Below are 25,262 nucleotides of genomic sequence, written 5' to 3'. Positions count from 1 at the left end.
ACTGGGGAACCGCCCGGGGAGGTAGTTTATCAGGTTGATCTTCTTGGATTATTTAGCTGTTTGCCACGTCTCCTTCCTTCAATTGTTAAAAAGTAAGCTCCACATGATAGTTTTTATTGATTGAGCATTCAATTAAAAATAACCGAGCGGTAAATTCACTGCGTCAGACCTTATAGTTTCTGTGCGTTATTGGTTTTGACTTTTACTCTAATAACCATGACCGCATGGAAGTGCGTAGCAATAATTAAAAACTTATGCTGCAATGATCAACGAGGCTTGCAAGAGCAAATAAGGAATTATGATGACTGAATATGCAATTATCGCGGGTGGCTGTTTCTGGTGTACCGAAGCCGTATTTAAACAGATTAACGGCGTGGAATCGGTAGAGAGCGGCTATATTGGCGGCCACGTTGCCAACCCGACATACAAGCAGGTCTGCACGGGCGAAACCGGCCATGCGGAAGCTATCCGTCTGGGGTTCGATCCGGAAAAAATCAGCTACGGCGAGCTGCTGGATATTAGCTTCGCTACCCACGATCCAACCCAGCTAAACCGCCAGGGTAACGATATCGGAACCCAATACCGCTCGGCGATTTTCCCGCTGAATGAAACTCAGGCGGTGGAGGCCAAAGCGGCTATCGCGCGCGCGCAGGCGGAGCTGGCCGAGCCGGTGGTAACGACCATCGAGGGCGCCAGCGAATGGTATCCGGCGGAAGATTATCATCAGAACTATTGGGAAGGCGAAGGGCAGGAAAACCGTTATTGCCTGGCCGTGATCCCGCCAAAACTGCAGAAGCTGCGCAAGCACTACGCCAGCCAGAATAAATAAGGCGTTACTTCTGAAAGCGGGCAGCCAGCCCGCTTTTTTTTACAGCTTTTTACGGTGCAGACGGAAACCGGTTATCAGCGCCAGCAGCAGCAGCAGCGTGATAAAACCGGCAATGCCCGGCCAACCGAAATGATGCCAGAATACGCCGCCGAGCGTACCCGCCAGGCTCGATCCCAGGTAGTAGCTAAAAAGATAAAGCGAAGAGGCCTGGCCTTTGGCACGCCTGGCGCGCGGGCCTATCCAGCCGCTGGCGACGGAATGCGCCGCAAAAAAGCCGGCCGTAAACAGCATCATGCCAGGAAAAATCAGCCATAAGGTATTCGCCAGGGTAATCAGCACGCCAGCCAGCATCATGGCCACCGACGCCAGCAGCACCATGGCCCGGCCGTATTTAGCGGTCATTGCGCCCGCTTTCGGCGAGCTCCAGGAGCCGGTGAGATAGACCACGGAAAGCAATCCTACCACCGCCTGGCTCAGCGACCACGGCGGTGACAGCAGCCGGTAGCCGATATAGTTAAACAGCGTGACGAACGCGCCCATCAGCAAAAAACCTTCCGCAAACAGCAGCGGCAGGCCACTGTCGCGCCAGTGCAGCCGAAAATTGATCAGCAGGCTGCGCGGCCTTAGCGAGGCGGGGCGGAAATGGCGCGAGGGCGGCAGAATTTTCCAGAACATCAGCGCTGCCACCAGCGCAAAGCAGCCGATAGCCGCGACCGCGACCCGCCAACTGGTAAAATCGGCGATCACGCCGCTTAACAGGCGGCCGCTCATGCCGCCGATGGAGTTACCGCTAATATACAGGCCCATCGAAAAGGCGATGGCGCTGGGGTGGATTTCTTCGCTCAAATAGGTCATTCCCACCGCCGCCACGCCGCTCAGCGCCAGGCCCGTCAGCGCGCGCATCAGCAGAATGCCGTGCCAGCTGGCCATGGTTGCCGAAAGCAGCGTAAACAGCGCGGCCAGCATCAGCGCCGTCACCATAACGTTTTTACGGCCGATCGCATCGGAAAGCGGGCCGGTAACCAGCAGGCCAAGCGCCAGCAGACCGGTAGAAACAGACAAGGAAATACTGCTGGCGGCAGGCGAAACGCCGAATGCCTGCGACAGAATGGGCAAGATGGGCTGCACGCAATACAGCAGCGCAAACGTGGCTAAACCCGCTGAAAACAGCGCCAGCGTTACGTGCATAAACTGCGGCGTGCCCCGTTTAATATAAATTTCGGCGGGTCGGGTAACGTTTTTTTCTGCGGTAACGAGCCGGGTCATAACATTCACTGCCTGTCCTTAAACGTAGAAAAGTTGATGTTAATTTTATGTAACATTGAGCAGGTTGTATAATCTATTAATCCTCTCGATTGATACGTTTAAAATATGAATATTGAGCTTCGTCACCTACGCTATTTTATTGCCGTCGCGGAGGAGCTGCATTTCGGTCGCGCCGCTCAGCGGCTTGCTCTTTCCCAGCCGCCGCTCAGCCAGCAGATCCAGCAGCTGGAGCAGCAGATTGGCGCCAGGCTGCTGGCCCGCACCAACCGTAGCGTACGGCTTACGCCTGCTGGCGCCCAGTTTCTGGTCAGCGCCCGGCAAATCCTGCAAAACGTGACCGTTGCTGCCGATAAGGCCGCCAGGCTGCATCGCGGAGAAGAGGGCACGCTGCGGATCGGCTTTACCTCATCCGCGCCGTTTATTTCTGCGGTTTCCGACGCGCTGTTCAGCTTTCGCCAGCGCTACCCGGACGTGCATTTACAGATGCAGGAGATTAATACACGCCAGCAGCTGGCCCCGCTGCATGAAGGACGGCTGGATCTGGGCGTGATGCGCAATACGCCGCTGCCGGACACGCTGGAGCATCGGCTGCTGCTGCGGGAACCGCTTTGCGCCGTAGTGCATTGTGCGCATCGTCTGGCCGGGTGCGGCACTGTCTCGCTGCGCGAACTGGCGGCTGAACCCTTTGTATTTTTTGATCCTCAGGTAGGCACAGCGCTGTACAGCGAAACCCTGACGCTGCTGGAGCGCTATGCCGTTCGGCCCAATATTGCCCAGGAAGTGGGCGAAGCGATGACCATTCTCGGGCTGGTCGCCACCGGACTGGGCGTCTCGATCCTGCCCGCGTCGTTTCGCCGGGCGCGGCTGGAGCAGCTCAGCTGGCTGAAGCTGCAAGAGGAAGATGCGCTGTCGGAGGTCTGGCTGGTGTGGCAAAAGCAGGGCGAAGTCAGTGCCGCTACGCAGCATATGCTGAGCCTGATGTTGAGAAACGATGATTTGTAATGATCAAGTGGCTAAGCATTATTTTGTGCTGTTAATCACAATAAAAATCAAAGCGTTGACGAGTCAGCGGAACTGTTTCACCATGAGCAGAGATTTATTTTGAGGCGCGAAAATAAAGTGATAGCCGATAGTCAGCCTGGCCATATCGATCAGATCAAGCAAACCAATGCGGGCGTGGTGTATCGCCTGATCGACCGCTACGGCCCGATATCACGTATTGCCCTGTCAAAAAAAGCGCAGCTGGCGCCGGCAAGCATCACAAAAATCGTGCGCGAGATGCTGGAAGCGCATCTGGTGCAGGAAACGGAGTTTCAGGAAGCGGGCAGCCGCGGTCGCCCGGCTGTGGGCCTGGTGGTGGACACGCCGGCCTGGCACTATCTTTCCGCCCGCATCGGCAACGGCGAGTTTACGTTGGCGCTGCGGGATTTAAGCAGCCTGCTGGTGGTGGAAGAGGTGCGGCCGCTGCCCGTTGACGATCCGCAGCCGCTGCTGTCACGTATTATTAATGAAATCGACGCCTTCTTTATTCGCCACCAGCAGAAACTGGAAAGGCTAACCGCTATCGCCATCACGCTGCCGGGCATTCTCAATGCGCAAAAGGGCATCGTGCATCGCATGCCTTTTTACCGCGTCAGTGATATGCCGCTGGGCGAGGCGCTGTCGGCGCGTACCGGCCTGCCGGTTTATATCCAGCATGATATCTGCGCCTGGACCATGGCGGAAGCGCTGTTTGGCGCCTCACGCGATCTTAATAACGTTATCCAGGTCGTTATCGATCACAACGTCGGCGCGGGCGTGATTACCGGTGGCCGCCTTCTGCACAGCGGCAGCAGCACGCTGGTAGAGATAGGTCATACCCAGGTCGAGCCCTGGGGCAAACAGTGTTACTGCGGCAATCATGGCTGTCTGGAAACGGTCGCGAGTCTGGAAAGCGTGCTGGAGCTGGCCGCGCAAAAAATGCAGGCCGCGCCGGACTGCCTGCTGCATCAGCAGCCGCTGACCGCCGCGTCGCTTTGCGATGCCGCGCTGGCAGGCGATCCGCTGGCGAAAGGGATTGTTACCGGCGTCGGGCACCACGTAGGTCGTATCCTGGCAATTATGGTCAACCTCTTTAACCCTGAAAAAATAGTAATAGGATCGCCGCTTAATCGCGCCAGCGAAATTCTTTATCCCGCCATCGCTGATTGCGTACGCCGTCAGTCCCTGCCGGTTTACGGCCAGCATATCGCCATCGAACCCACTCAGTTTTACAACCAGGGCACCATGCCAGGGGCCGCGCTGGTTAAGGATGCGCTCTATAACGGCACGCTGCTGGTGAAACTTCTTCAGGGCTGACGCCGCGCCTTTTATTACGCAAAAGATTGCGCTAACGCAAGCCTCACTCCTGTTCGCTACCCTAAGATGTTGCGTCTTAATTGTTAATTATTGTTTATAAATTATCGACAGGATCGGAGCATAGAGAGAGCATGTTAAAGCGTTTATTTGTCACTGGCACCGATACAGAAGTGGGTAAAACAGTGGTCAGCCGCGCACTCTTGCAGACGCTGTCCGAAGGGGGCCGGCGGGTGGCTGGCTACAAGCCCGTCGCCAAAGGCAGTCAGCAAACCGGTGAGGGGCCGCGCAACAAGGATGCGCTCGTGCTACAGGCTTCCTCCTCCGTTACGCTTCCTTATTCCGCCATTAATCCGCTGACCCTGCTGGATGATGAGATCAGCACCAGCCGCGATGCCGTTATCAATTACCAGAAGCTGAGCGAAAGCCTGCACGCGCTGTCAGCCCAGGTTGATTCCGTAGTCGTGGAAGGCACCGGCGGCTGGCACAGCCTGATGAACGATCTGCGTCCGCTTTCCGCCTGGGCGGTTGACGAGCGGCTGCCGGTAGTGATGGTGGTCGGCATCAAGCTGGGCTGCATCAGCCATGCGCTGCTGACGGCGCAGGCGATAGCGAATGACGGTCTGCCGCTGTTGGGCTGGGTCGCCAACCGTATCAATCCCGGTCTGGCGCACTATGCGGAAATTATCGACGTGCTGAGCCAAAAAATTCAGGCGCCGCTGCTGGGCGAGCTGCCTTACCTGCCGAAACCGGAACAGCGTGAGCTGGCCCGCTATCTGGATTTGAGCGTGCTACGTCAGCCGTAGCAACAGCCGCCGTTCCCCTTACGTTTTCTTTTCTGCCTGCCGCTGCAGCATCCGCTGTGGCGGTTTTTTTATCGCGCCAGCGCACAAACAGGAAACATCCGGCGGCAATCCAGGCCAGAATAAGAACGGATAACACTAAGGAGCGGTATGACTGAAACAGCACACACCGGGGTGAGCCATCGCCACTGGATACTGATCGCCGCGATGCTGGCGATGTTTATGGCGGCCATTGAGGTGACCATCGTCGCCACGGCCATGCCCACCATCGTGGCGGAGCTGGGCGGATTTTCACAATTTGGCTGGGTTTTTTCCGTTTATCTGCTGACTCAGGCAGTCAGCGTGCCCCTTTACGGCAGGCTTGCCGATCTGTGGGGAAGGAAACGCGTCTTCTTTATCGGCACGTCGTTGTTTCTTCTCGGCTCGGTGCTGTGTGGTTTTGCACCTGCCATGAGCTGGCTGATCCTGTTTCGTGCCGTCCAGGGGCTGGGCGCGGGCGCAATTATGCCGCTGACCGCGACTATTATCGCCGACGTCTACTCGCCAAAAGAGCGGGCGGGTATCCAGGGCTGGCTCTCCAGCGTCTGGGGCGTGGCGGCGGTGGTTGGGCCGCTGACCGGTGCCTGGATAGTGGCGCATTTCAGCTGGTCGCTGGTGTTCTGGGTTAACGTGCCGGTAGGGATCGTTTCGATGCTGATGCTGGCGCGCTGGTTTCCGGAATCGCGAGGCGAAACACGACAGAAGCTTAACCTGGCGGGCAGCGGCTGGCTGATGCTGACGGTCAGCGCGCTGCTGACGGCGCTGCTGCAGGCACAGCTGCTCGGCAACTGGGCCTTTGTGTTGTCTGGCGTCGCCGTACTGTCGGCTTTTATGCTGGTACGGCATGAAAAAAGGGCGTCAGCGCCGCTATTCCCGTTGGTAATATGGCGCAGCCGGACAATCGTGGCGGGCAACCTTGGCAACCTGATTATCGGCGCGGCAATGATGGGCATCAGCGCATTTTTGCCCACGTGGATCCAGGGCGTTAACGGCGGCACCCCGCTACAGGCTGGCAGCGCGCTGGCAATGATGTCGATCGGCTGGCCGCTGGCCAGTACGCTCAGCGGCAGGCTGATGCTGCGCACCTCTTACCGTTTTACCGCGCAGCTTGGCTCGCTGCTGCTGATTGCCGGTACGGCGCTGCTGCTGACGCTGCACGTGGACGGCGGCATGAGCTACGCGGGGTTCGCCGCGTTCGTTATTGGCACCGGTATGGGCATGACCAGCACCACCTTCCTGATCGCCGTGCAAAACAGCGCGGAGTTTTCAGTGCGCGGCATTTGTACCGCCTCGGTGATGTTCAGTCGCCTGCTGGGATCGGCGGCAGGCACGGCGGTTATGGGTGCGGTACTGAACTATAACCTGGCGCAGCGGCTCCCGCAGCACGACGATCCGGTGCAGCAGATTATGGCGCAGGCGCAGAGAGAAGCTTTATCGCAAGGGAGTTTGCAGCACGTTATTGGCGAGGTGGCCAGCTCGCTGCACTGGGTGTTTGCCGTTTCGTTGGCGATCGCCTTCGCCAGTCTCGCAGTAGCGCGGTTTATCCCGGCAAAGAAACCGGAATAAAGAAAGGGCCGCGCAGGCGGCCCTTATCAATCAGGAAGAAGGGGCATCCTGAGAGGTGCCGGCGCTGGCCGGCACGGCGGCGTCGCTATCGCCGTTGCGTTCACGCTTGTAGACTATTTTTTGCGAATCGTTTTCACAATGGCCTACCACCTGACCGCCAGCCTGATCGGCCTGGTCGCTGGGCACCACGTCCAGCGTAAAGCCGGAAGCAGGCACGCCGTTATTGATAATTTTCTGATTAATGTCCGCTTTAACCGTCTCACAGGAAGCCTGTACAGCCAGCGGAGCGGCGATCATCAGCGCCGGTAACAGCCATTTTATCGCTTTCATCGTCCTTTCCTTTTGCCTGAAAATTACGCTAACTATAGCAGCAATCCGCTATCAGGGCGCGACGGGACGTCCGCTGCGGCGATCCAGGCAGCGCAATGTGCTCGGCTCCCAGTAAGCATTGACGTTCAGGCTCTGCTCGCAGGCGTCGCGAGTATCAATGGCGCGGTCAGCCTTATCAAAATTCTTTTCCACACGCTGATTCACTTTGCTGCGCAGCCGATGAGTTTCATCCCACTGCTCCTTCTCCTGGCGAGCCTGCTCTTTAGTCAGCGAGCTGTCGCCGTCCTGAATAATCAGCCTGTCCGTTCTTGCTTCCGCTGTCTGCTGAAAAGAGGCCAGCGCGCCAAACAGAACCAGCGGCAGCACAGCCCGGGCCAGCGTAAATTGCCAGAAAGTCATTTTTGTCATCATCAATTCCTTATTCCTGTTTTACAGCCGCGCGGCTGCATCGAACGCTGCGGATAGTATATCATCTGCGCGCGCAGGCTAACCAGCCGACTTGCGCATCCGTTTAGCCTGTAGTGAGGAAACATGCTGCTGAAAACCGTCCTGCTTTTTTTTCTGACCGCGCTGGCCGAAATCGTCGGCTGCTTTCTGCCCTGGCTATGGCTGCGCAGGGGGGGCGCCGTCTGGCTATTGCTGCCTGCGGCAGCCAGCCTGGCGCTGTTTGTCTGGCTGCTGACGCTGCATCCGGCGGCGAGCGGGCGCGTCTATGCAGCCTACGGTGGCGTATATGTGGCGACGGCACTGCTGTGGCTGCGTTTTGTGGATGGCGTAAAGCTCAGTCATTACGACTGGGCGGGCGCGGCAATTGCCCTGGGCGGGATGCTGATTATCGTGGCTGGTTGGGGTAAAGGGTAGTTAACCAGAACAGGCCCGGCAGAAGTTAGCCGCCAGGCCAGATAGCGCATTACGCTTTATGCACTTTCAGTCCGGCCAGGGTTTGCGCGACCGGCATCATTTCCAGCGTGTTGATATTGACATGCTTCGGCAGCGTGGCGACCCACCAGACCGCTTCGGTCACGTCTTCGGCAGTCAGCGGCTCGGTGCCGTCGTAGACGCTGTCGGCTTTGGCATCATCACCCTTAAAGCGCACGTTGGAGAACTCGGTGCCGCCCACCAGTCCCGGCTCGATATCGGTCACGCGCAGGGCGGTGCCGTGCAGATCGGTGCGCAGATTAAGGCTGAACTGCCGCACGAAAGCTTTAGTTGCGCCATAAACGTTGCCGCCTGCATAAGGCCAGCTGCCGGCAATCGAGCCCAGATTGATAATATGGCCCACGTTGCGTTCTACCATCGCCGGCAGCACGGCGCGGGTCATATAGACCAGCCCCTTGTTGTTGGTGTCAATCATTGCTTCCCAGTCGTCCAGGCTCGCTTTATGCGCAGGTTCGATGCCTAATGCCAGCCCGGCATTATTGACCAGCACGTCGATATTGCGCCATTCGGCAGGAAGCTGCTCCAGCGCCTGTTCAATGGCCGCGCGGTTGCGGACGTCAAGCTGTAGCGTATAAAGGTTATCGCCCAGCTCCTGTTTCAAGGTTTGCAGACGCTCCTGACGACGGCCGGTGGCGATTACCTTGTGTCCTTCACGGATAAAGCGTCGGGTAATGCTTTCGCCGAATCCGGCAGTGGCACCCGTAACAAATACGATCATCTGACTGTTCCTCAACGCATTTTGGATTCTCAACACGATAACACTTCAGATCGATTCTGATAAGAAGGATTGGTTATGGCTGATAAGCCATGCTGCACAATTGAGGTGCGTTATGCCTGAAAACGCCAGAAAACGGTGCAATGGCGCAGGGGGAACGGCTCGCTGCACAAGAAAAAAAAAAGACAGGCAATCGTTTGCTGCTTTCTGCAATCGGTTGCGCACACGATTGCCCAGGTTCAGGTGGGGTTTCCCGATGTATCTGTATTTAAGTTACTGATAAATAAAATATAAATTGCTTTTATTAATATGGCACAGCAATTGCAACCTCAAATGCAGGCCGGTCACTGATTGCCGAAGACTTGTTCAGAAGGAAGCGCTATGTCATCCATCACCGCCATTCGCGGCAGTTTTTTTGATATCACCGCACCGGTCAGCCAGCCTGAAGAGCTGCCGACCTGCGCCCGCTACATTGAAGACGGCCTGCTGCTGCTGAGCGAAGGCGAAATTCTTTCGCTTCAGGCGTGGGAAGCGGGGCGGCATCAGCTCGCCGCCGGGCAGCCAATAACCGACTACCGCGGCAAGCTTATTGTACCAGGTTTTGTCGACAGCCATATTCACTATCCGCAAACGGAAATGATCGGTGCTTTCGGCGAGCAGCTGCTGGAGTGGCTGCAACAGTACACTTTCCCGGTAGAGAGCCAGTATCACTGTCCGCAGCACGCGGCGAAGATGTCGGCCTTTTTTCTGCACCAGCTGCTGAGTAACGGCACCACCACGGCGCTGGTTTTTGGCACCGTGCATCCGGAGTCGGTGGATGCGCTGTTCAGCGCGGCCGAAGGGCTGGGAATGCGTCTGATCGCCGGAAAAGTCATGATGGATCGTCATGCGCCGGACTATCTTACCGAAACCCCCGAGCAGAGCTACCGGCAAACCCGCGAGCTGATTGAGCGCTGGCACAATCGCGGGCGCCTGAGCTATGCGCTGACGCCGCGCTTTGCGCCAACCTCTTCGCCGGCGCTGCTGGAAAAGGTCAGGCAGCTGAAGGAGGCCTATCCCGATATCTGGCTGCACACACATCTGAGCGAAAACCCGCAGGAAGTCGCCTGGGTCAACGCGCTTTTCCCCGAGCGCGACGGCTATCTGGATGTGTATCATCATTATCAGCTGACGGGGCGCCGCAGCGTTTTCGCGCACTGTATCCATCTGGAGGATAGCGAGTGGGATTGTCTGCATCAGACTGATTCGGCGGTCGCATTCTGTCCTACTTCCAACCTGTTTCTCGGCAGCGGCCTGTTTAAGCTGCAAACCTGCTGGCAAAAAAACGTCAGGCTGGGCATCGGTACGGACGTCGGCGCGGGTACTACCTTTAATATGCTGCAAACGCTGGGTGAAGCCTACAAGGTCGGGCAGCTACAGCAGTATAAAATGGCCGCCTGCGAGGCGTTCTACCACGCCACGCTCGGTGGCGCGCAGGCGCTGGATCTGCATCATAAGATCGGCAACTTCCAGCCCGGCAAAGAGGCGGACTTTGTGGTGCTCGATCCGGCCGTCTCGGCGCTGCAAAAGCTGCGCTGCGCCAACAGCCGCGATATCTGGGAGAAACTTTTTGTGCTGATGACGCTGGGCGACGATCGCAATATCGCCTGTACCTGGGTCAACGGCAAACTGGTCTGGCAGCCGCAGAGCGAGGAGAAAGCCGCATGATCCAGTTTTTACTGAACCAGACGCTGGTCACCGAGCAAAGTCTCGATCCTGAAACCACCGTACTGAACTATTTACGCCAGAACCAGCGCCGCTGCGGCACCAAAGAGGGCTGCGCTTCGGGCGACTGCGGTGCCTGTACGGTCACGTTGGGGCGCGTCGAGGCGGGCAAAATGGTGTATGAAACCGTCAACAGCTGCATCACCTTTGTCAGCAGCCTTCAGGGCAAACAGCTGATCGCCGTTGAGGATCTCCGCCAGGGCGACGAGCTGCACGAGGTGCAAAAAGCGCTGGCGACGTGCCACGCCTCGCAGTGCGGCTTTTGCACGCCGGGTTTTGCGATGTCGCTGTTTACGCTGCAAAAAAACAGTGAAGGCTGGCGGCGGCAAGAGGCGGAGCAGGCGCTGGCGGGCAACCTGTGCCGCTGCACCGGCTATCGGCCGATTATTGATGCGGCGCGGCAGGTCTGCGAACGGCCGCAGCCGGACAGCTTTGCGCAGCGCGAGGCGCAGACGGTGGCAAAACTGATGGCGATCCACAACGGCGAAGAGCAGGAGCTGGCGTTCAACGGCAACCGCTGCCTGCTGCCGAAAAGCCTCGATCGCCTGGCGGAACTGCTGCTGGCGCATCCGGAGGCGAAGCTGCTGGCGGGCGGTACGGATTTAGCGCTCCAGGTGACGCAAAGCTATAAACCGCTGCCTTTGGTTATCGCCCTGGATCAGATAGCAGCACTGAAAGCCTGTCGGGAAGAGGAGCAGGCGATTGTGCTGGGGGCGGGCGCTTCCCTTCAATCCTGCGCCACGCTGTTGCGGCCCCATATTCCTGCCTTCGCGCAGGTGCTGGAGCGTTTCGCTTCGTTGCAGATCCGCAATCGCGGCACGCTGGGTGGCAATGTAGCCAACGGCTCTCCTATCGGCGATACCCCGCCGATGCTGCTGGCGCTCAACGCAACGCTGACGCTTCAGCGCGGCTCGCAAATCCGCACGCTGCCGCTGGATGAATTTTTCGTGGACTATCGCAAAACTGCGCTACGGCCCGGCGAATTTATCCTGTCAATCAGCGTGCCAAAAGTGACCGCGTCACAACATTTCCGCGCGTGGAAGGTGTCAAAACGGCTGGAGGATGATATTTCCGCCGTGTTCGGCGCATTTATGCTGGAGCGCGACGCAGACGGCCGGGTGACCGCCGCGCGTATCGCCTTTGGCGGCATGGCGGCAACGCCAAAACGCGCCGTGCATTGCGAAAGCGCGCTGGTGGGTAAACCGCTGACGCAGCAATCGCTGGTGCTGGCCTGCCACGCGCTGGAGCAGGACTTTACGCCGCTGAGCGACTTTCGCGCCAGCGCGGCCTACCGCTTACAGGTAGCGAAAAACCTGCTGCGTCGCTACCACGCTTCGCTTACGGAAGAGCTAACCCTGCTGGAGGTAACAGACTATGTCCAATAATCGTCCCTTAGTGGCGGCTGACGTTATCGCCCGGCAGTATCAGGCAGGCATTCAGAGCGGCGTCGGTAAAAGCAATAAGCACGAGAGCGCGGATAAGCACGTCTCCGGCGAGGCGATCTACATCGACGACAGGCTGGAGCTGCCGGGCATGCTGCATCTCTGTCCCCGCCTTAGCGAGCATGCGCACGCCCGCATCCTCAGCATAGATACCGATCCCTGCTACGCCATTCCCGGCGTGGTCAGCGTGCTGACCTGGCAAAGCGTGCCGGGCGAAGGGGATATCGGGCCGCTGGAGCCGGGCGATCCGCTGCTGGCAAAAGACGTCGTAGAGTATGCTGGACAGATCGTGCTGGCGGTGGCGGCGTCAAGCCCGCAGGCGGCCCGCCGGGCGGCGGAAGCGGCCATTATTGAGTACGAGCCGCTGACGCCGGTGCTGGACGTCAAAGAGGCGCTGGCGAAAGCGCATTTTGTGCAGCAGCCGCATGTGCACCAGCGGGGCGACGCGGAAGCCGCGCTCGCTCGCGCCAGCCATCGGCTTCAGGGCGAGTTCCACATCGGCGGCCAGGAGCATTTTTACCTGGAAACGCAGATTGCGCTGGTGGTGCCGGGCGAAGACCAGTCGCTCCAGGTTTTTTCCTCCACGCAAAATCCGACGGAAGTGCAGAAGCTGGTAGCGTCGGTGATGGGGATCACCATGAACAAGGTGACGATAGATATGCGGCGGATGGGCGGCGGCTTTGGCGGTAAAGAGACGCAGGCCGCCGGCGTCGCCTGCCTGTGCGCGGTAGCGGCGCGGCAGACGGGCAGACCGGTGAAAATGCGGCTGGCGCGACGTGACGATATGCACATAACCGGCAAGCGGCATCCCTTCTACGTGCGCTATGACGTAGGGGTGGATAACGATGGGCGCTTCTGCGGCGTAAAAATCGATCTGGCCGGCAACTGCGGCTATTCGCTGGATCTCTCTGGTTCGATCGTCGATCGCGCCATGTTTCATGCCGACAACGCCTACTATCTTGGCGACGCGCTGATCACCGGCTATCGCTGCCGTACCAATACGGCGTCCAACACGGCCTATCGCGGCTTTGGCGGCCCGCAGGGCATGGTGGCGATTGAGCAGATCATGGATCATATCGCCCGCGAGCTGAACCTCGATCCGCTTGAGGTACGCAAACGCAATTATTACGGCAAAGAAACGCGTAACGTCACGCACTACCACCAGCAGGTGGAAGGCAATTTGCTGGAGGAGATGACCGCGCAGCTGGAGGCCAGCGCGGACTATGCGGCCCGCCGCCGCGAAATCACCGCCTTTAATCACGGCAGCGCTTATCTGAAACGTGGCCTGGCGCTGACGCCGGTGAAGTTCGGCATCTCTTTTACCTCCAGTTTTCTTAACCAGGCAGGCGCGCTGATCCTGATCTACACCGACGGCACCGTACAGCTTAACCACGGCGGCACGGAAATGGGCCAGGGCCTTAATACCAAAGTTGCGCAGATCGTGGCGGAAGTGCTGCAAATCGACGTCGATCGCATCCAGATCACCGCAACGGATACCGGCAAAGTGCCTAATACCTCGCCGACGGCCGCCTCAAGCGGCACCGATCTTAACGGTAAGGCCGCCCAGAACGCGGCGCAGATCCTGCGCGACCGATTAACGGCTATGCTGTGCAGCCTGCATAACTGTAGCGCTGAGCAGGTCAGCTTCAGCAACGGCATCGTCAAGGCAGGCGAAAAACATTTCACCTTTGCGGACGTGGCGCAGCTGGCCTGGCTGAACCAGGTGCCGCTTGCCGCGACCGGCTACTACAAAGTGCCCGGCATTCATTACGATCGTGAAGCAGGGCGCGGCACGCCTTTTTACTACTACGCCTTTGGCGCGGCCTGCGTGGAGGTCATTGTCGATACGCTGACCGGCGAATATCGGCTGCTGCGGGCGGATATTCTGCATGACGTCGGCGCCTCGCTGAACCCGGCGATCGATATTGGCCAGGTTGAGGGCGGCTTCGTGCAGGGCGTGGGCTGGCTGACCAGCGAGGAGCTGGTGTGGAACGAGCAGGGCCGCCTGATGACCGACGGCCCCGCCAGCTACAAAATTCCGGCGATTGGCGACGTGCCTGCGGATCTGCGGGTTACGCTGGTGGAAAACCGTAAAAACCCCAAAGACACGGTGTTTCATTCCAAAGCGGTGGGCGAGCCGCCGTTTATGCTGGGGATTGCCGCCTGGTGCGCGCTCCAGGATGCCGTAGCCAGCGTTGGCGACTACCGTCAGCACCCGCTGCTGGATGCGCCCGCCACGCCGGAAAGGGTCTTCTGGGGGGCAGAAAAAATGAGGGAACATAATGCGACCTGACGACTGGATTAAAATACTGGCCTCGCTACACGAAAAGCGTGAGCCCTGCGTGCTGCTGACGGTGCTGGAGGAAAAAGGCTCGGTGCCGCGCGACAGCGGCAGCAAAATGATTGTCACCGCCGGGCAATCTTTTCTGACCATCGGCGGCGGCCATCTGGAATATCAGTGCATCGCCCTTGCCAGAGAGATGCTGACGACGCGCAGCAGCGAACCGCGCAGCGAGCATTTCAACCTGGGCGCCCGGCTTGGGCAGTGCTGCGGCGGCATGACCTCCGTGCTGTTTGAGCCGTTGATCCAGCCGCAGCCGCAGATAGCGGTGTTTGGCGCAGGCCACGTAGGCCGGGCGCTGGTCACCATTCTGGCGACGCTGCCCTGTCATGTCTGTTGGGTAGACGAGCGTAAAGAGCAGTTCGTTCAGGTGCCGGAAGGGGTGACGATCTGCTGCCCGGAAGATCCGCGCGACGCGGTGAAACAGATGCCGCCGGAAAGCTATTACGTGGTGATGACCCACCATCATCCCACCGATCTGGCGCTCTGCGAGGCGATCCTGACGCGCGGCGACTATCGTTACTTCGGGGTGATTGGCTCGGCGACCAAACGTCAGCGGTTTGATTATCGGCTGGAGGGCAAGGGCTTCAGTCGCCAGCAGCTGGATACCCTGCGCTGCCCGATTGGCCTGCCTGACGTGAAAGGCAAGCTGCCCGCCGAGATTGCGGTAGCGGTAGCGGGTGAGATTATTGCCTGCTATGGGCAATAAAACGGCCAGCATGGCTGGCCGGGAAAAGGAGAAGCGCGTCAGGTCACGCGATAAAATCTGATTGACTGATTATTTGAGGTTATCAGGAAAATTCGCAGGCAGCTCGCTGGCCGCACAGTCAATCACGCTGTCGTTATCGGGTCCGCAGTCGCGGATAAACGTGATCGTCGCGAACTCATCGATAATTTCCGTTGGATAAGCCGGGCCGGCTTCGCGATAGCGTTCCATTTCCGCAATATGCTCGTTCTGGAAACAAACGGTTTTTTGCGGGTCATTCATGACCCAGCGCGGGAAGAAGATGGTGCCGTGAAACAGGCGGTCGCCCAGGTTAGCTATCAGGCTGACGTCGGTGCCGGTCGGCTCCGTCCAGGAAATTTTATAGCTCTCCTCGCCGACACGCACGATATAAGCCCGCTGGTCTTTCACCCAGCGGTTGCCGACCATGCCGCTGTGAATACGATAATCCAGCGTCTGCTCGTTCTTGACGTAAATTTCGTAATTCCAGCCGTTGTCGTAGGTATAAACCAGGTGTTTACCGATAAAGCCGCTCAGGTCATTTCGATCGAATTTCATCTTATCCTCCTGTGTTTTTTGACACTTTATCGGTTTATTTTCTGAATTAATAACGCTAATTTTAAGTTAAATTCATCTTATAATTGAATCAATCATGCATAAAACGACGCTGGAGCAGTGGGCGCTGCTGGAGAAAGTGGTGGAGTCGGGCAGCTTTGCGAAAGCGGCGGAAGCGACCTGCCGCAGCCAGTCTTCGGTCAGCTATAACCTCGCGCTGCTGCAGGAAAGACTGGGTGTGGCGCTGCTGCGACCTGAAGGGCGGCGAACCGTACTGACGGCGGCGGGCGAGCAGCTGCTGGCGCGGGTCAGGCCGTTGCTGAAAGCGTTCTGTTATGTGGAAGCCCATGCCGCTCTGTTAACCACGGGCGTGCGGACGCGCCTGGATTTAGTGGTGGACGCCATTTTTCCGCGCGGTCGCCTGTTTACCATTCTGCGGCAGTTCCAGCAGCAGCATCCGCATACGCAGGTAAACCTTACAGAGGTGCTGGAAAGCAACGCGGCAGAAAGGCCGGAAGCGGACGTGATGGTGCTGACGCGTCGTCAGGATCTGACGGGCCGGGGAGAATGGCTGATGAATATTGATTTTGTCGCGGTAGCGCACCGCGATCATCCACTGCATCAGCAGGCGCCTCCGCTGAGCGGCGAGGATCTGGTGGCTTACCCGCTTATTCGCATCGCGGAGCGGGGATCCGGCGGCCAGGACGACAGCCTCGATGCGGCCGAATGCTGGACTTTCTCCACCATTGATGCCGCAGCGGAGGCCGTGATGGCGCAGGTCGGCTACGGCTGGCTGCCGGAAGAGCGCATCGCCCCGCAGCTGGCTGCCGGCACGCTGAAAATTCTTCCCATGACGCACGGCAGCAGACGTGCTACACCCTTACATCTGATTGTTAAAGATTTATCATCCGACGATCGGCAAATCCAGACGCTGACCAGGCTGTTCAGCGCGTCTGCCTGATGCCGCCCGTTTCGCCTATCCGGAGAGTCGATAAGGAGTCATGCCATGCCAGCTAATCCGTTCAGCCAGCCCAGCCCGCTGCCGTTTCAGGCACCGCCTTTCGATCGCATTACCGAAGCCGACTATCGTCCGGCGCTGGAAGAGGGAATGCGGCAAAAACGGGAAGAGGTCGAGCGTATCGCCAACAGCGCCGAGCCGCCGACCTTCGCCAATACTTATCAGGCGCTGGAGCAGTGCGGACAGCTGCTGCGGCGGGTGGAGAGCGTGTTTAACGCCATGACGTCAGCCAATACCAGCGATCTGCTACAGCAGCTTGACGAGGAGATGTCGCCTCGGCTCACGGCGCTGGAGGATGATATCCGGCTAAACAGCCAGCTGTTTGCGCGTCTTGATCGCGTCTACCAGCAGCGCCAGACGCTGGGACTCGACGGCGAATCGCTGCGCCTGGTGGAAGTGACCTGGCAGGCGTTTCAGCTCGCCGGGGCCAGCCTCAGCGACGACAGAAAAGCGCAGCTGAAGGTGCTGAATCAGCAGGCGGCCACGCTGACCACGCAGTTCACCAATAAGCTGCTGGCGGCGACCAAAGCGGGCGGGCTTGCCGTCAACGATGCGGCGGCGCTGGCAGGGTTAAGCGAGGCTGAACTGAGCGCGGCCGCCGCAGCGGCGCAGGAGAAGGGATTGCAGCGGCAGTGGCTGCTGGTGCTGCAAAACACCACGCAGCAGCCGGCTTTGCAAAGCCTCAGCAACCGCGACACGCGCGAGGCGCTGTTTTCGGCCGCCAGGCAACGGGCTGAAAAAGGCGACGGCAACGATACGCGCGCGCCGATCGCTAACCTGGCAAGCATCCGCGCACGTCAGGCGCAGCTGTTGGGGTTTGCCAGCTATGCCGACTGGAAGCTTCAGGATCAGACGGCCTCAGGTCCCCAGGCCGCACTCGATTTTATGCGCGCAATCGTGCCGGCCGCCACCGCGCGTGCTAAACGCGAGGCGGCGGATATTCAGGCGGTGATTGACCAGCAGCAGGGCGGTTTCCGCCTTCAGCCCTGGGACTGGCTGTTCTATGCCGAACAGGTGCGCAAGGCGAATTACGATCTGGATGAAAACCAGATCAAACCTTACCTTGAGCTGAATAACGTACTGGAAAATGGCGTATTTTGGGCAGCGACCCGGCTCTATGGCATTACCTTTAAGGCACGCAGCGATATCCCGGTTTACCATCCCGACGTGCGCGTCTATGAAATTCTGGACGTCGATGGCGAACCAATGGCGCTGTTCTATACCGACTATTTCAAGCGCGATAACAAGGGCGGCGGCGCGTGGATGGGTAATTTTGTCGATCAGTCCACGCTGCTCGGCACTAAGCCCGTTATTTATAACGTCTGCAACTATCCGAAACCGCTTGAAGGGCAGCCCGCGCTGCTCGCCTGGGATGACGTTATTACGCTGTTCCACGAGTTCGGCCACACGCTGCACGGTCTTTTCGCCAGGCAGCGTTATCCCTCGCTTTCCGGCACCGCCACGCCCAGGGATTTCGTTGAGTTCCCCTCACAGCTTAACGAACACTGGGCCAGCGATCCGCAGGTATTCAGCCATTTCGCCCGCCACTATCAAACGGGCGAGCCGATGCCCACGGCGCTGCATGAGAAAATTATTAACGCCAGCAAGTTTAATAAAGGCTACGACATGACCGAGCTGCTGGCCGCGGCGCTGCTGGATATGCACTGGCACAGCCTGGCCGCCGACCAGCAGGAGCAGGACGTTGCCACTTTTGAACAGCAGGCGCTGGAAGCCGAGCAAGTTGCGCTCGCCGCCGTGCCGCCACGCTATCGCTCCAGCTATTTTCAGCACATCTGGGGCGGCGGCTATGCGGCAGGCTACTATGCCTATCTGTGGACGCAGATGCTGGCCGACGATGGTTTTGTCTGGTTCAGCGAGCACGGTGGCCTGACGCGGGAAAACGGCCAGCGGTTCCGCGAAGCCATTCTGTCGCGCGGTAACAGCGGGGATCTGAAAGCGCTGTATGCGCAGTGGCGCGGCAGGGAGCCGGAAATCGAAGCGATGCTGATTAACCGGGGATTAAAGGAGCAAGGCTGACGGCGTCTTCAGCGCGACGGTAGCCACCGTCGCGCTGGCTCAGGTCAGGCGAAAGGCCCGCCCTGAATGGTGTCGCACATGCCCTGAAGGATGCGCTCGCCGGTTTCGCTTTGCAGTTCCTGATACCACTGCTCCGTGACGGCCATATCCTTGCCGTGCGTAACGTCGCAGCGTTTGCGGGCTTTCAATACCAGATCCTTCACCCGCCCGGCGCGCCGGGCCTGATAGCGCAGCAGCGCGTCTTCAATACCCATCGAATGGGTTTGCAGACAGTTTGCCAGCACCACCGCATCCTCCATCGCCGCGCAGCCGCCCTGACCAATATCGGGCGTGGTGCTGTGCGCCGCATCGCCCAGCAATGCCACGCGGCCTTTTACCAGCTGAGGAAACGGTTCGATATCATGGATTTCCACGCGGTTGGTGGTGGCCGGATCGATCTGCGCGATCAGCTTCTGCACCGGCGCGGCCCAGCCGTGAAAATAGCGCTGCAAATCGGCGCGCAGCGTGCTGCGATCTTCCGCCAGCCCCGGCGGCAGCGGCACGTCAAAGAAAAAGTAAAAGCGGTTGTTCGCTACCGGCATCAGCGAAACGCGCTTGCCTTCGCCGACAAAGGTCGTCCACTGCCGGGCTGGCGCGATGCTTTCGTCCAGCGCCACCAGCCCGTTCCAGTTAACATAGCCCGCGTAGCGCCGCGGCACGGTTTGTCCCAGCACGTAAGGACGAACGGCGGAGTGCGCGCCATCGCAGGCAATCAGCAAATCGCCCTGCGCCTCGCTGCCGTCGGTAAAATACGCCGTTACGCCGCGATCGTGCTGTTCCACGCTGACCACGCGTTTGCCAAACTGTACCCGGTTAAGGCCATAGTGTTCCAGCAGCATGGACTGTAATTCCGCGCGCGCGACCGGGTAAGGGCGCTCGCCGGATTCGGCAATCAGCGGCGCCAGGCTGAACTGCGTCAGAGGATTGCCTGACAGCGCATCGTGATAGGCCATGGTCTGCATTATGCCGCCCAATGCCCGCAGCGGCTCTTTCATACCCAGATAGTTCAGGCACTTTACGCCGTTGGGCCAGACGGAGATAGCCGCGCCGACGGGCTTAATTTCTTTTACCGCTTCAAATACTGCGGTTTCGATACCAAAACGCCGCAGCGCAATTGCGGTGCACATGCCGCCGATCCCCGCGCCCATAATCAATGCTTTCATCTGTTTCTCCTTCAGGCTTTGCCACTGACGTTGCAACTTTTGTACCAGGCATGTCGCCCTGTGTGCGCGCGGATTGAAACGATCGTTTCGTTAAATTCCCGCATCATGCTGGCGCATTGCACCAGCATGGTGATCCATCAGTGAAACAAAAGTGGCGGAAAGGGCCGAAGTGTTGGCAAAGCGCTACAGAATTTGCCACAGTGGCAAAAGACCTTTTTTTGGAGAAAGCAAGATGGCAACCATAGCCTGTCTGCATGCGGCAAGAAGCAACATCGCGCTGTTTGAAGAGGCGCTGCAAGCGCTGGATTATGATGAGGTTCAGCTACTGCACTGCGTGCAAAGCGAGCTGTTAACTCAGGCGGCAGAGGCGGGCGAAGTGACCCCCGACATCGAGGCGGCCGTCAGCCATATTCTCGACGAGCTGTGTCAGCAGGCCGATGCGGTGATCGTCACCTGTACCACGCTGGGCGTTGTGGCACTGGATCCTAAACGTTTCAGTAAGCCTGTTATTCGCGTGGACGCGGCGCTGGCAAAGGCGGCCTCGCACTATCAAGGCGCGGTGCTGGTGCTCTGTACCGCTCATTCTACGCTTGCGGCCACCACGTGGCTGTTTGAGGCATTTATTCCCGGCAGCCGTCTGGCCGTAGAGCTGATCCCGCGCGCCTGGGCCTTTTTCAACCAGGGGGATATGGATGGCTACCACCGTGAGATCGCGCACTATATTCGCGATCGCCATGAGTGCGCGCTGGGCTGTATCGTGCTGGCGCAAAGTTCGATGGCTGGCGCGGCCAGGCAGATCAATACCACGCTGGCGGTGCTGACGGGCCCGGAAACCAGTCTGCAGGCCGCGCTCGAAGCTATCCTTTAATTTTTAAGGCGTTAAAAAGAGCTAGAGCGCAGCGGCAAAGCGTTTTAAGGTGTAGCCCCACGCTTTGACAGGAAACCACTATGTTCGATTTAACGCTGTTTATTCTGCTGTTTCTGGCGGGGCTCAGCTACTTCAGCCACAACCTGACCGTCGCTATCGCTTTGCTGGTGCTGATCGTGGTGCGCATGACGCCGCTGAACGCGCTGTTTCCGTGGATTGAAAAACAGGGCGTCACCGTCGGGATTGTGATCCTGACCATTGGCGTAATGGCGCCCATTGCCAGCGGCGCGCTGCCGACCAGCACGCTGATGCACTCCTTTCTGAACTGGAAATCCCTGCTGGCGATCGCGGTAGGTATTTTCGTCTCCTGGGTAGGCGGGCGCGGCGTCAGCCTGATGGGATCGCAGCCTACCATCGTCGGCGGCCTGCTGATCGGCACGATTATCGGCGTGTCGCTGTTTCGCGGCGTGCCGGTCGGGCCGCTGATCGCCGCCGGACTGGTTTCGCTGTTTATCGGTAAAATGTAGCCGTCCGCAGAAAGCGTTCTCTGCTATGATAGCGCTCTTTTTTTTCGCCAGGAGAAACCGGTGAGCAAGCAGGACAAGCGCAGCAAGCGCGCCAAACTCAAAGCCAGGCAGGCCAACAACGCCCGCGCGCGTGGCAAACAGCTGGATGCGGTCGGCCGCAGCAGCTACGTCGCCACACCCGAAATGATCGAGCTGTTCGCCAGCCTGCCGCCGCTGGACGAGCAGGGCGATATGCCTTTTGTCGGCGACGTTTACCGCTGGTGCGACGAGGAATATGGCTTTGACGGCGACAGCGCGGAAAACGAGATGCTGCAGGTTGCCGCGCTTTGCGTACTCTACATCCACTGGCGCACCAGCGAAGGCGCGACCTCGCTGAACCAGAACGAGCTGATTGAAGCGGCTATTCGCCTGAGCGAAGAAAACGAAGCTTTTAAAACGCATTATCAGGCGGCACGCGGCTAAAACGGCAGGCGCAGGCACGGGGTCATGGTGGGATAAAAGGGGACCGCATCCCTTTATCCCGCCGATCGTGCCGTACCGTGAATAAACCTGGTACTCATAGCAAATACCTGCCTGGAGCGACGCCCTCTGAAATAATATTTGCCGCCGCTTCTTGTTGAAGACGTAGCAGGATCTTGCCGCGCCGGGTTTGTTATCGTGCACTACACGGTAGCAAGTAAAACGCGTTTAAAATGCTGGCGACAGGTAAAGTCAGCGCACGCTACCTCGTTATCGATCATCCCAGAGTACGAAGACATAAACCTGTTATCACGCAGCCGGTGCCGGAAAACAGACGGGCCTGGCCCGATGCCGTTACTGTCGATAAATATCTGGCGGGACGTTTCCCCTCCGCGCCTGCCGATCTGTTGAGCTTACAGCAGGCCCTTTACCAGTATGGTTATGATAAAATAGCGTTTACGGGCGTTCCGGATGAGGAAACCCAAATGACTATCAGCGCCTTTCAAATGCATTTCCGCCCGGCCGATATCAGCGGCAAGGCCGATGCAGAGACGGAGGCCATTGCCTAAGCGCTGGTGGGAAATATCTGACGCCAATAACCAGGGAGCAGGCAAGATGTTAAAAAAAAGGGGATTAGGCTGGCCTGGGGCGCTGCTGGTGCTGCTTATAACAGGCTGTAGCCATAAGTCTGAGGTCAAATCGCTGGTCACGCCTTATGTGCCGACCAGCCCCGTGATAAAGCCTCAGCCTGTGCGCGGCATCTGGCTGGCGACGGTGAACCACCTCGACTGGCCGCCGCCCGCTTCCTTAACGCTTGCCGATCCCGAGCTGCGCATCGCGCGGCAGCAGCAGGCGCTCGTTCAGCGGCTGGATAAGTACGTGGCGTTGGGTATCAATACGGTCTTTTTCCAGGTGAAGCCTGATGGCACCGCGCTTTATCGCTCCGCAATTTTGCCCTGGTCTGCCGAGCTGACCGGAACAATCGGCCGGGATCCCGGTTACGATCCACTGCAGTTTTTGCTGACCGAAGCGCATAAAAGAGGACTCAAGGTACACGCGTGGCTTAATCCTTACCGGATCACGATGAACACTTCGCCAGCCACGGTCAGCGCGCTGCAAAAGACGCTGCGTCAGTCGCCGGCCAGCGTTTTCATGCTGCATCGCGACTGGGTACGTGTCGCCAGCGATCGTTACGTGCTGGATCCAGGGCTGCCGCAGGTTCGCCAGTGGATCAACAGCGTGGTCGCCGAGCTGGTAAAAAACTATGCAATCGATGGTGTGCAGTTCGATGACTATTTCTATTATGAAACGCCCTCGTCGCCGCTGGATGACAGTCGCAGCTGGCAGCATTACGGCACAGGCTTTGCCGATAAGGCCAGCTGGCGGCGCAACAATACGCTGCTGCTGGTTAAAGAGGTGGCGGCGACCATCAAGTCCCTGAAGCCTGAGGTGGCGTTTGGCATCAGTCCGGCAGGCGTCTGGCGCAATGCGGACAGAGACGACCGCGGTTCCGATACCCGTGGTGGCGAGGCTTACGATCAGGCCTTTGCCGATACCCGCCTGTGGGTTAAAGAAGGACTGCTGGATTATATTGCGCCCCAGCTTTACTGGCCGTTCGATCGGAAAATCGTGCGTTATCCCACGCTGGCGAAATGGTGGGCTGACGTGGTCGGCAGCGGCCCCGTCAAACTCTATATTGGCGTGGCGCTGTATAAAGTCGGCAAACCTACGGCTACCGAGCCGCAGTGGGGCGAGGAGCAGGGCGTGGCCGAGCTGAAAAGGCAGATTGAGCTGAACGAGACGCAAGCCGGCGTGGCCGGAACCATTCTGTTTCGCGACGCTTTTCTTGACCAGCCGCAGACGCAGCAGGCGGTTAACTACCTGCGCAGCCGCTGGGGTAAGCCGTAAAATGGAACGCCGCCCGCGAGGGGCGGCGCTCTGCTTTTGCAGGTCGCTTAGCCCGGATAAATGCCGCGATCTTTCCTTGCCATCAAAATACGCTCACAGGCGACGATATAGGCGGCAGTACGCAGACTGCACTCTTTTTCCCGCGCTTTGTCCCAGATATGGATCATCGCTTCGGACATGATTTTGTCCATGCGTTCGTTGATCTCGCTCTCGCTCCAGAAGAAGCTGGCCATATCCTGCACCCACTCGAAGTAACTGACCGTTACGCCGCCCGCATTACAGATAACGTCCGGCACTACGGTAATGCCGCGCGACGCCAGCATATCGTCTGCGTCCGGGTAGGTCGGGCCGTTAGCGCCTTCCAGAATCAGCTTGCAGCTCAGCTTTTCCGCGCGCTCGCGGGTGATTTGCCCTTCCAGCGCCGCCGGGATCAGAATATCTATCGGCAGCTGCCAGAACGCTTCGGCGTCAATCGTCTGCGCGCCGCTAAACCCGGCGATGTTTTTATGCGTTGCCTGCCAGTCGGTCAGCGCGGTCAGATCGATGCCTTCGGCATTGTAAAGCGTGGCGGAGTGATCCTGAACGGCCACCACCCGCGCGCCAGCGGCGACAAACAGACGAGCCGCTTCGCTGCCAACGTTGCCGAAGCCCTGAACGGCAAGACGCGCGCCGTCCGTTTCAATATTCAGACGACGCGCGACTTCACGACCGGTAACGAATACGCCCCGGCCGGTGGCCTTTTCACGTCCCAGCGATCCGCCGAGATGCACCGGCTTGCCGGTAACCACGCCGGTAATGGTGGTGCCCTGGTTCATGGAATAGGTATCCATCATCCACGCCATCACTTTGGCATTGGTGCCGACGTCCGGCGCCGGAATATCCTTTTGCGGGCCGATCACCAGGCCGATTTCGCTGGTATAGCGACGTGTCAGTCGTTCCAGTTCGCCTTCGGAAAGCTTAAAGGGATCGACGCGGATACCGCCTTTGGCACCGCCGTAAGGCAGATTCACCGCGGCACACTTGATGGTCATCCAGGCGGAAAGCGCCATGACCTCATTTAAATCGACGTTGGGATGATAGCGAACGCCGCCTTTGCCCGGCCCGCGCGACAGATTGTGCTGCACGCGAAAGCCTTCAAAGTGACGAATGGAGCCATCGTCCATCTGAAGAGGAATATCAACGATCAGCGCGCGTTTAGGATGGCGTAGCGTATCGACCCAGCGACTCAGCTCGCCCAGATAGGGCGCGACGCGATCGATCTGCTGCAGGTAGGTAGACCAGGCGGTGTTGGGGTTTTCTGACGCGTAAGATAGCTTATCCATAACAATGCTTTCCTGACAGTTATAAATGCTACGAAATGATGAGGGAGCCAGTGCTTCTGACCTGAACGCGGCATAATCTAACATTAATGAGTTGTTTTTAATTCATTAAATTAATGTTAATTAGGGCGGGTAAAGGTGGATCGCCTGGCGGCAGACGAATAATTAATTAGTGCATTCACCCGTAGTCAGCCTTTATATCAGGCTTTGGGAATAATTATGCATATGCAGTGCATGTAGTCCGTTATGCCTTTATTTATCAGAACTTTGAGCCGCT

At 58.5% G+C, this 25,262-nt stretch carries 23 protein-coding genes and 1 pseudogene; 17 read left to right on the top strand and 7 right to left on the bottom strand.

Annotated elements, in window-relative coordinates:
- Window positions 1-298: 298 nt before the first annotated feature.
- Window positions 299-829 carry a peptide-methionine (S)-S-oxide reductase MsrA gene (gene msrA / locus EGK14_RS15995; protein WP_125290092.1) on the top strand — a complete coding sequence of 177 codons (531 nt, stop codon included), beginning with the start codon at window positions 299-301 and terminating at the stop codon, window positions 827-829.
- Between the two features lie 39 nt (window positions 830-868).
- Here the strand turns inward: msrA and EGK14_RS15990 are convergent, their stop codons facing one another.
- A complete protein-coding gene (locus EGK14_RS15990; RefSeq protein WP_125290145.1) occupies window positions 869-2,095 on the bottom strand; it encodes an MFS transporter in 1,227 nt (408 codons plus the stop codon).
- A gap of 105 nt (window positions 2,096-2,200) precedes the next feature.
- Here EGK14_RS15990 and EGK14_RS15985 point away from each other — a divergent pair, with 105 nt between their 5' ends.
- From EGK14_RS15985 to EGK14_RS15970, 4 genes are all read left to right on the top strand, one after another.
- On the top strand, window positions 2,201-3,097 hold the full coding sequence (locus tag EGK14_RS15985; RefSeq protein ID WP_125290091.1) for a LysR family transcriptional regulator: 897 nt from the start codon (window positions 2,201-2,203) through the stop codon (window positions 3,095-3,097).
- A gap of 117 nt (window positions 3,098-3,214) precedes the next feature.
- A complete protein-coding gene (locus EGK14_RS15980) occupies window positions 3,215-4,432 on the top strand; it encodes an ROK family protein (RefSeq protein WP_125290144.1) in 1,218 nt (405 codons plus the stop codon).
- 131 nt (window positions 4,433-4,563) lie between these two features.
- Window positions 4,564-5,235 carry a dethiobiotin synthase gene (bioD, locus tag EGK14_RS15975; protein WP_125290090.1) on the top strand — a complete coding sequence of 224 codons (672 nt, stop codon included), beginning with the start codon at window positions 4,564-4,566 and terminating at the stop codon, window positions 5,233-5,235.
- A 147-nt stretch (window positions 5,236-5,382) separates the two neighbouring features.
- Window positions 5,383-6,837 carry an MDR family MFS transporter gene (locus tag EGK14_RS15970; protein ID WP_125290089.1) on the top strand — a complete coding sequence of 485 codons (1,455 nt, stop codon included), beginning with the start codon at window positions 5,383-5,385 and terminating at the stop codon, window positions 6,835-6,837.
- 30 nt (window positions 6,838-6,867) lie between these two features.
- Here EGK14_RS15970 and EGK14_RS15965 read toward each other — a convergent pair whose 3' ends face one another.
- Both EGK14_RS15965 and EGK14_RS15960 read right to left on the bottom strand, forming a co-directional pair.
- Window positions 6,868-7,167, bottom strand: coding sequence for a DUF1161 domain-containing protein (locus tag EGK14_RS15965; protein WP_125290088.1), 300 nt, complete (start codon window positions 7,165-7,167; stop codon window positions 6,868-6,870).
- A gap of 51 nt (window positions 7,168-7,218) precedes the next feature.
- On the bottom strand, window positions 7,219-7,566 hold the full coding sequence (locus EGK14_RS15960; protein WP_125290143.1) for a DUF1283 family protein: 348 nt from the start codon (window positions 7,564-7,566) through the stop codon (window positions 7,219-7,221).
- 135 nt (window positions 7,567-7,701) lie between these two features.
- Between EGK14_RS15960 and EGK14_RS15955 the strand changes: the two genes are divergently transcribed.
- The gene (locus tag EGK14_RS15955) at window positions 7,702-8,028 is read left to right on the top strand and encodes a YnfA family protein (protein ID WP_199746452.1); all 327 of its coding nucleotides are present in this window, start codon (window positions 7,702-7,704) and stop codon (window positions 8,026-8,028) included.
- A 49-nt stretch (window positions 8,029-8,077) separates the two neighbouring features.
- Here EGK14_RS15955 and ydfG read toward each other — a convergent pair whose 3' ends face one another.
- The gene (gene ydfG / locus EGK14_RS15950) at window positions 8,078-8,824 is read right to left on the bottom strand and encodes a bifunctional NADP-dependent 3-hydroxy acid dehydrogenase/3-hydroxypropionate dehydrogenase YdfG (RefSeq protein ID WP_125290086.1); all 747 of its coding nucleotides are present in this window, start codon (window positions 8,822-8,824) and stop codon (window positions 8,078-8,080) included.
- Window positions 8,825-9,202: 378 nt separating this feature from the next.
- Between ydfG and guaD the strand changes: the two genes are divergently transcribed.
- The 4 genes from guaD to xdhC are packed head-to-tail and all read left to right on the top strand — an operon-like array spanning window position 9,203 to window position 15,077.
- Window positions 9,203-10,528, top strand: a complete 1,326-nt coding sequence (guaD, locus tag EGK14_RS15945) for a guanine deaminase (protein WP_125290085.1) — start codon at window positions 9,203-9,205, stop codon at window positions 10,526-10,528.
- The gene (gene xdhA, locus EGK14_RS15940) at window positions 10,525-11,970 is read left to right on the top strand and encodes a xanthine dehydrogenase small subunit (protein ID WP_125290084.1); all 1,446 of its coding nucleotides are present in this window, start codon (window positions 10,525-10,527) and stop codon (window positions 11,968-11,970) included. The genes guaD and xdhA overlap by 4 nt, the downstream gene beginning before the upstream one ends.
- Window positions 11,960-14,320: a xanthine dehydrogenase molybdopterin binding subunit gene (gene xdhB, locus EGK14_RS15935; protein WP_125290083.1), complete on the top strand. Its 2,361-nt coding sequence runs from the start codon at window positions 11,960-11,962 to the stop codon at window positions 14,318-14,320. Before xdhA ends, xdhB begins: the two co-directional genes overlap by 11 nt.
- Window positions 14,310-15,077, top strand: coding sequence for a xanthine dehydrogenase accessory protein XdhC (gene xdhC, locus EGK14_RS15930; protein WP_125290082.1), 768 nt, complete (start codon window positions 14,310-14,312; stop codon window positions 15,075-15,077). Before xdhB ends, xdhC begins: the two co-directional genes overlap by 11 nt.
- A gap of 69 nt (window positions 15,078-15,146) precedes the next feature.
- Here xdhC and EGK14_RS15925 read toward each other — a convergent pair whose 3' ends face one another.
- Complete coding sequence (locus EGK14_RS15925; RefSeq protein ID WP_125290081.1) at window positions 15,147-15,650, bottom strand: phenolic acid decarboxylase; 504 nt, start codon at window positions 15,648-15,650, stop codon at window positions 15,147-15,149.
- Window positions 15,651-15,744: 94 nt separating this feature from the next.
- Between EGK14_RS15925 and EGK14_RS15920 the strand changes: the two genes are divergently transcribed.
- The gene (locus EGK14_RS15920; protein WP_125290080.1) at window positions 15,745-16,608 is read left to right on the top strand and encodes a LysR family transcriptional regulator; all 864 of its coding nucleotides are present in this window, start codon (window positions 15,745-15,747) and stop codon (window positions 16,606-16,608) included.
- 45 nt (window positions 16,609-16,653) lie between these two features.
- Window positions 16,654-18,702 carry a peptidyl-dipeptidase Dcp gene (gene dcp, locus EGK14_RS15915; RefSeq protein ID WP_125290079.1) on the top strand — a complete coding sequence of 683 codons (2,049 nt, stop codon included), beginning with the start codon at window positions 16,654-16,656 and terminating at the stop codon, window positions 18,700-18,702.
- 44 nt (window positions 18,703-18,746) lie between these two features.
- On the opposite strand, the gene hpxO is transcribed toward dcp, so the two are convergent.
- A complete protein-coding gene (gene hpxO / locus EGK14_RS15910) occupies window positions 18,747-19,904 on the bottom strand; it encodes an FAD-dependent urate hydroxylase HpxO (protein WP_125290078.1) in 1,158 nt (385 codons plus the stop codon).
- Between the two features lie 232 nt (window positions 19,905-20,136).
- On the opposite strand from hpxO, the gene EGK14_RS15905 reads away from it, so the two are divergent.
- The 5 genes and pseudogenes from EGK14_RS15905 (at window position 20,137) to EGK14_RS15885 (ending at window position 23,666) form a co-directional block, all read left to right on the top strand.
- Window positions 20,137-20,772: a hypothetical protein gene (locus EGK14_RS15905; protein ID WP_125290077.1), complete on the top strand. Its 636-nt coding sequence runs from the start codon at window positions 20,137-20,139 to the stop codon at window positions 20,770-20,772.
- An 80-nt stretch (window positions 20,773-20,852) separates the two neighbouring features.
- The gene (locus EGK14_RS15900) at window positions 20,853-21,299 is read left to right on the top strand and encodes a DUF441 domain-containing protein (protein WP_125290076.1); all 447 of its coding nucleotides are present in this window, start codon (window positions 20,853-20,855) and stop codon (window positions 21,297-21,299) included.
- Window positions 21,300-21,359: 60 nt separating this feature from the next.
- Entirely contained in the window at window positions 21,360-21,761 is a 402-nt protein-coding gene (locus tag EGK14_RS15895) for a hypothetical protein (protein ID WP_125290075.1), read from the top strand.
- Window positions 21,762-22,096: 335 nt separating this feature from the next.
- Window positions 22,097-22,327, top strand: a pseudogene (locus tag EGK14_RS15890) (peptidoglycan-binding domain-containing protein); the annotation flags it as partial.
- Window positions 22,328-22,373: 46 nt separating this feature from the next.
- Window positions 22,374-23,666: a glycoside hydrolase family 10 protein gene (locus EGK14_RS15885; RefSeq protein ID WP_125290073.1), complete on the top strand. Its 1,293-nt coding sequence runs from the start codon at window positions 22,374-22,376 to the stop codon at window positions 23,664-23,666.
- Between the two features lie 47 nt (window positions 23,667-23,713).
- On the opposite strand, the gene EGK14_RS15880 is transcribed toward EGK14_RS15885, so the two are convergent.
- Entirely contained in the window at window positions 23,714-24,988 is a 1,275-nt protein-coding gene (locus tag EGK14_RS15880; RefSeq protein WP_125290072.1) for a Glu/Leu/Phe/Val dehydrogenase, read from the bottom strand.
- Window positions 24,989-25,262: the final 274 nt, after the last annotated feature.

The organism is Erwinia sp. 198 (genome assembly GCF_003937915.1).
Taxonomy (GTDB): domain Bacteria; phylum Pseudomonadota; class Gammaproteobacteria; order Enterobacterales; family Enterobacteriaceae; genus Erwinia; species Erwinia aeris.
Note: the sequence above shows the minus strand (reverse complement) of the source record. Positions and strands in the feature narration are given on the sequence as shown.

Excerpts from the sequence above, each read along its gene's own strand:
- msrA (WP_125290092.1), top strand. The coding sequence starts at position 299 with ATGATGACTGAATATGCAATTATCGCGGGTGGCTGTTTCTGGTGTACC.
- EGK14_RS15990 (WP_125290145.1), bottom strand. The coding sequence starts at position 2,095 with ATGACCCGGCTCGTTACCGCAGAAAAAAACGTTACCCGACCCGCCGAA.
- EGK14_RS15985 (WP_125290091.1), top strand. The coding sequence starts at position 2,201 with ATGAATATTGAGCTTCGTCACCTACGCTATTTTATTGCCGTCGCGGAG.
- bioD (WP_125290090.1), top strand. The coding sequence starts at position 4,564 with ATGTTAAAGCGTTTATTTGTCACTGGCACCGATACAGAAGTGGGTAAA.
- EGK14_RS15970 (WP_125290089.1), top strand. The coding sequence starts at position 5,383 with ATGACTGAAACAGCACACACCGGGGTGAGCCATCGCCACTGGATACTG.
- EGK14_RS15965 (WP_125290088.1), bottom strand. The coding sequence starts at position 7,167 with ATGAAAGCGATAAAATGGCTGTTACCGGCGCTGATGATCGCCGCTCCG.
- EGK14_RS15960 (WP_125290143.1), bottom strand. The coding sequence starts at position 7,566 with ATGACTTTCTGGCAATTTACGCTGGCCCGGGCTGTGCTGCCGCTGGTT.
- ydfG (WP_125290086.1), bottom strand. The coding sequence starts at position 8,824 with ATGATCGTATTTGTTACGGGTGCCACTGCCGGATTCGGCGAAAGCATT.
- guaD (WP_125290085.1), top strand. The coding sequence starts at position 9,203 with ATGTCATCCATCACCGCCATTCGCGGCAGTTTTTTTGATATCACCGCA.
- xdhA (WP_125290084.1), top strand. The coding sequence starts at position 10,525 with ATGATCCAGTTTTTACTGAACCAGACGCTGGTCACCGAGCAAAGTCTC.
- xdhB (WP_125290083.1), top strand. The coding sequence starts at position 11,960 with ATGTCCAATAATCGTCCCTTAGTGGCGGCTGACGTTATCGCCCGGCAG.
- xdhC (WP_125290082.1), top strand. The coding sequence starts at position 14,310 with ATGCGACCTGACGACTGGATTAAAATACTGGCCTCGCTACACGAAAAG.
- EGK14_RS15925 (WP_125290081.1), bottom strand. The coding sequence starts at position 15,650 with ATGAAATTCGATCGAAATGACCTGAGCGGCTTTATCGGTAAACACCTG.
- EGK14_RS15920 (WP_125290080.1), top strand. The coding sequence starts at position 15,745 with ATGCATAAAACGACGCTGGAGCAGTGGGCGCTGCTGGAGAAAGTGGTG.
- dcp (WP_125290079.1), top strand. The coding sequence starts at position 16,654 with ATGCCAGCTAATCCGTTCAGCCAGCCCAGCCCGCTGCCGTTTCAGGCA.
- hpxO (WP_125290078.1), bottom strand. The coding sequence starts at position 19,904 with ATGAAAGCATTGATTATGGGCGCGGGGATCGGCGGCATGTGCACCGCA.
- EGK14_RS15905 (WP_125290077.1), top strand. The coding sequence starts at position 20,137 with ATGGCAACCATAGCCTGTCTGCATGCGGCAAGAAGCAACATCGCGCTG.
- EGK14_RS15900 (WP_125290076.1), top strand. The coding sequence starts at position 20,853 with ATGTTCGATTTAACGCTGTTTATTCTGCTGTTTCTGGCGGGGCTCAGC.
- EGK14_RS15885 (WP_125290073.1), top strand. The coding sequence starts at position 22,374 with ATGTTAAAAAAAAGGGGATTAGGCTGGCCTGGGGCGCTGCTGGTGCTG.
- EGK14_RS15880 (WP_125290072.1), bottom strand. The coding sequence starts at position 24,988 with ATGGATAAGCTATCTTACGCGTCAGAAAACCCCAACACCGCCTGGTCT.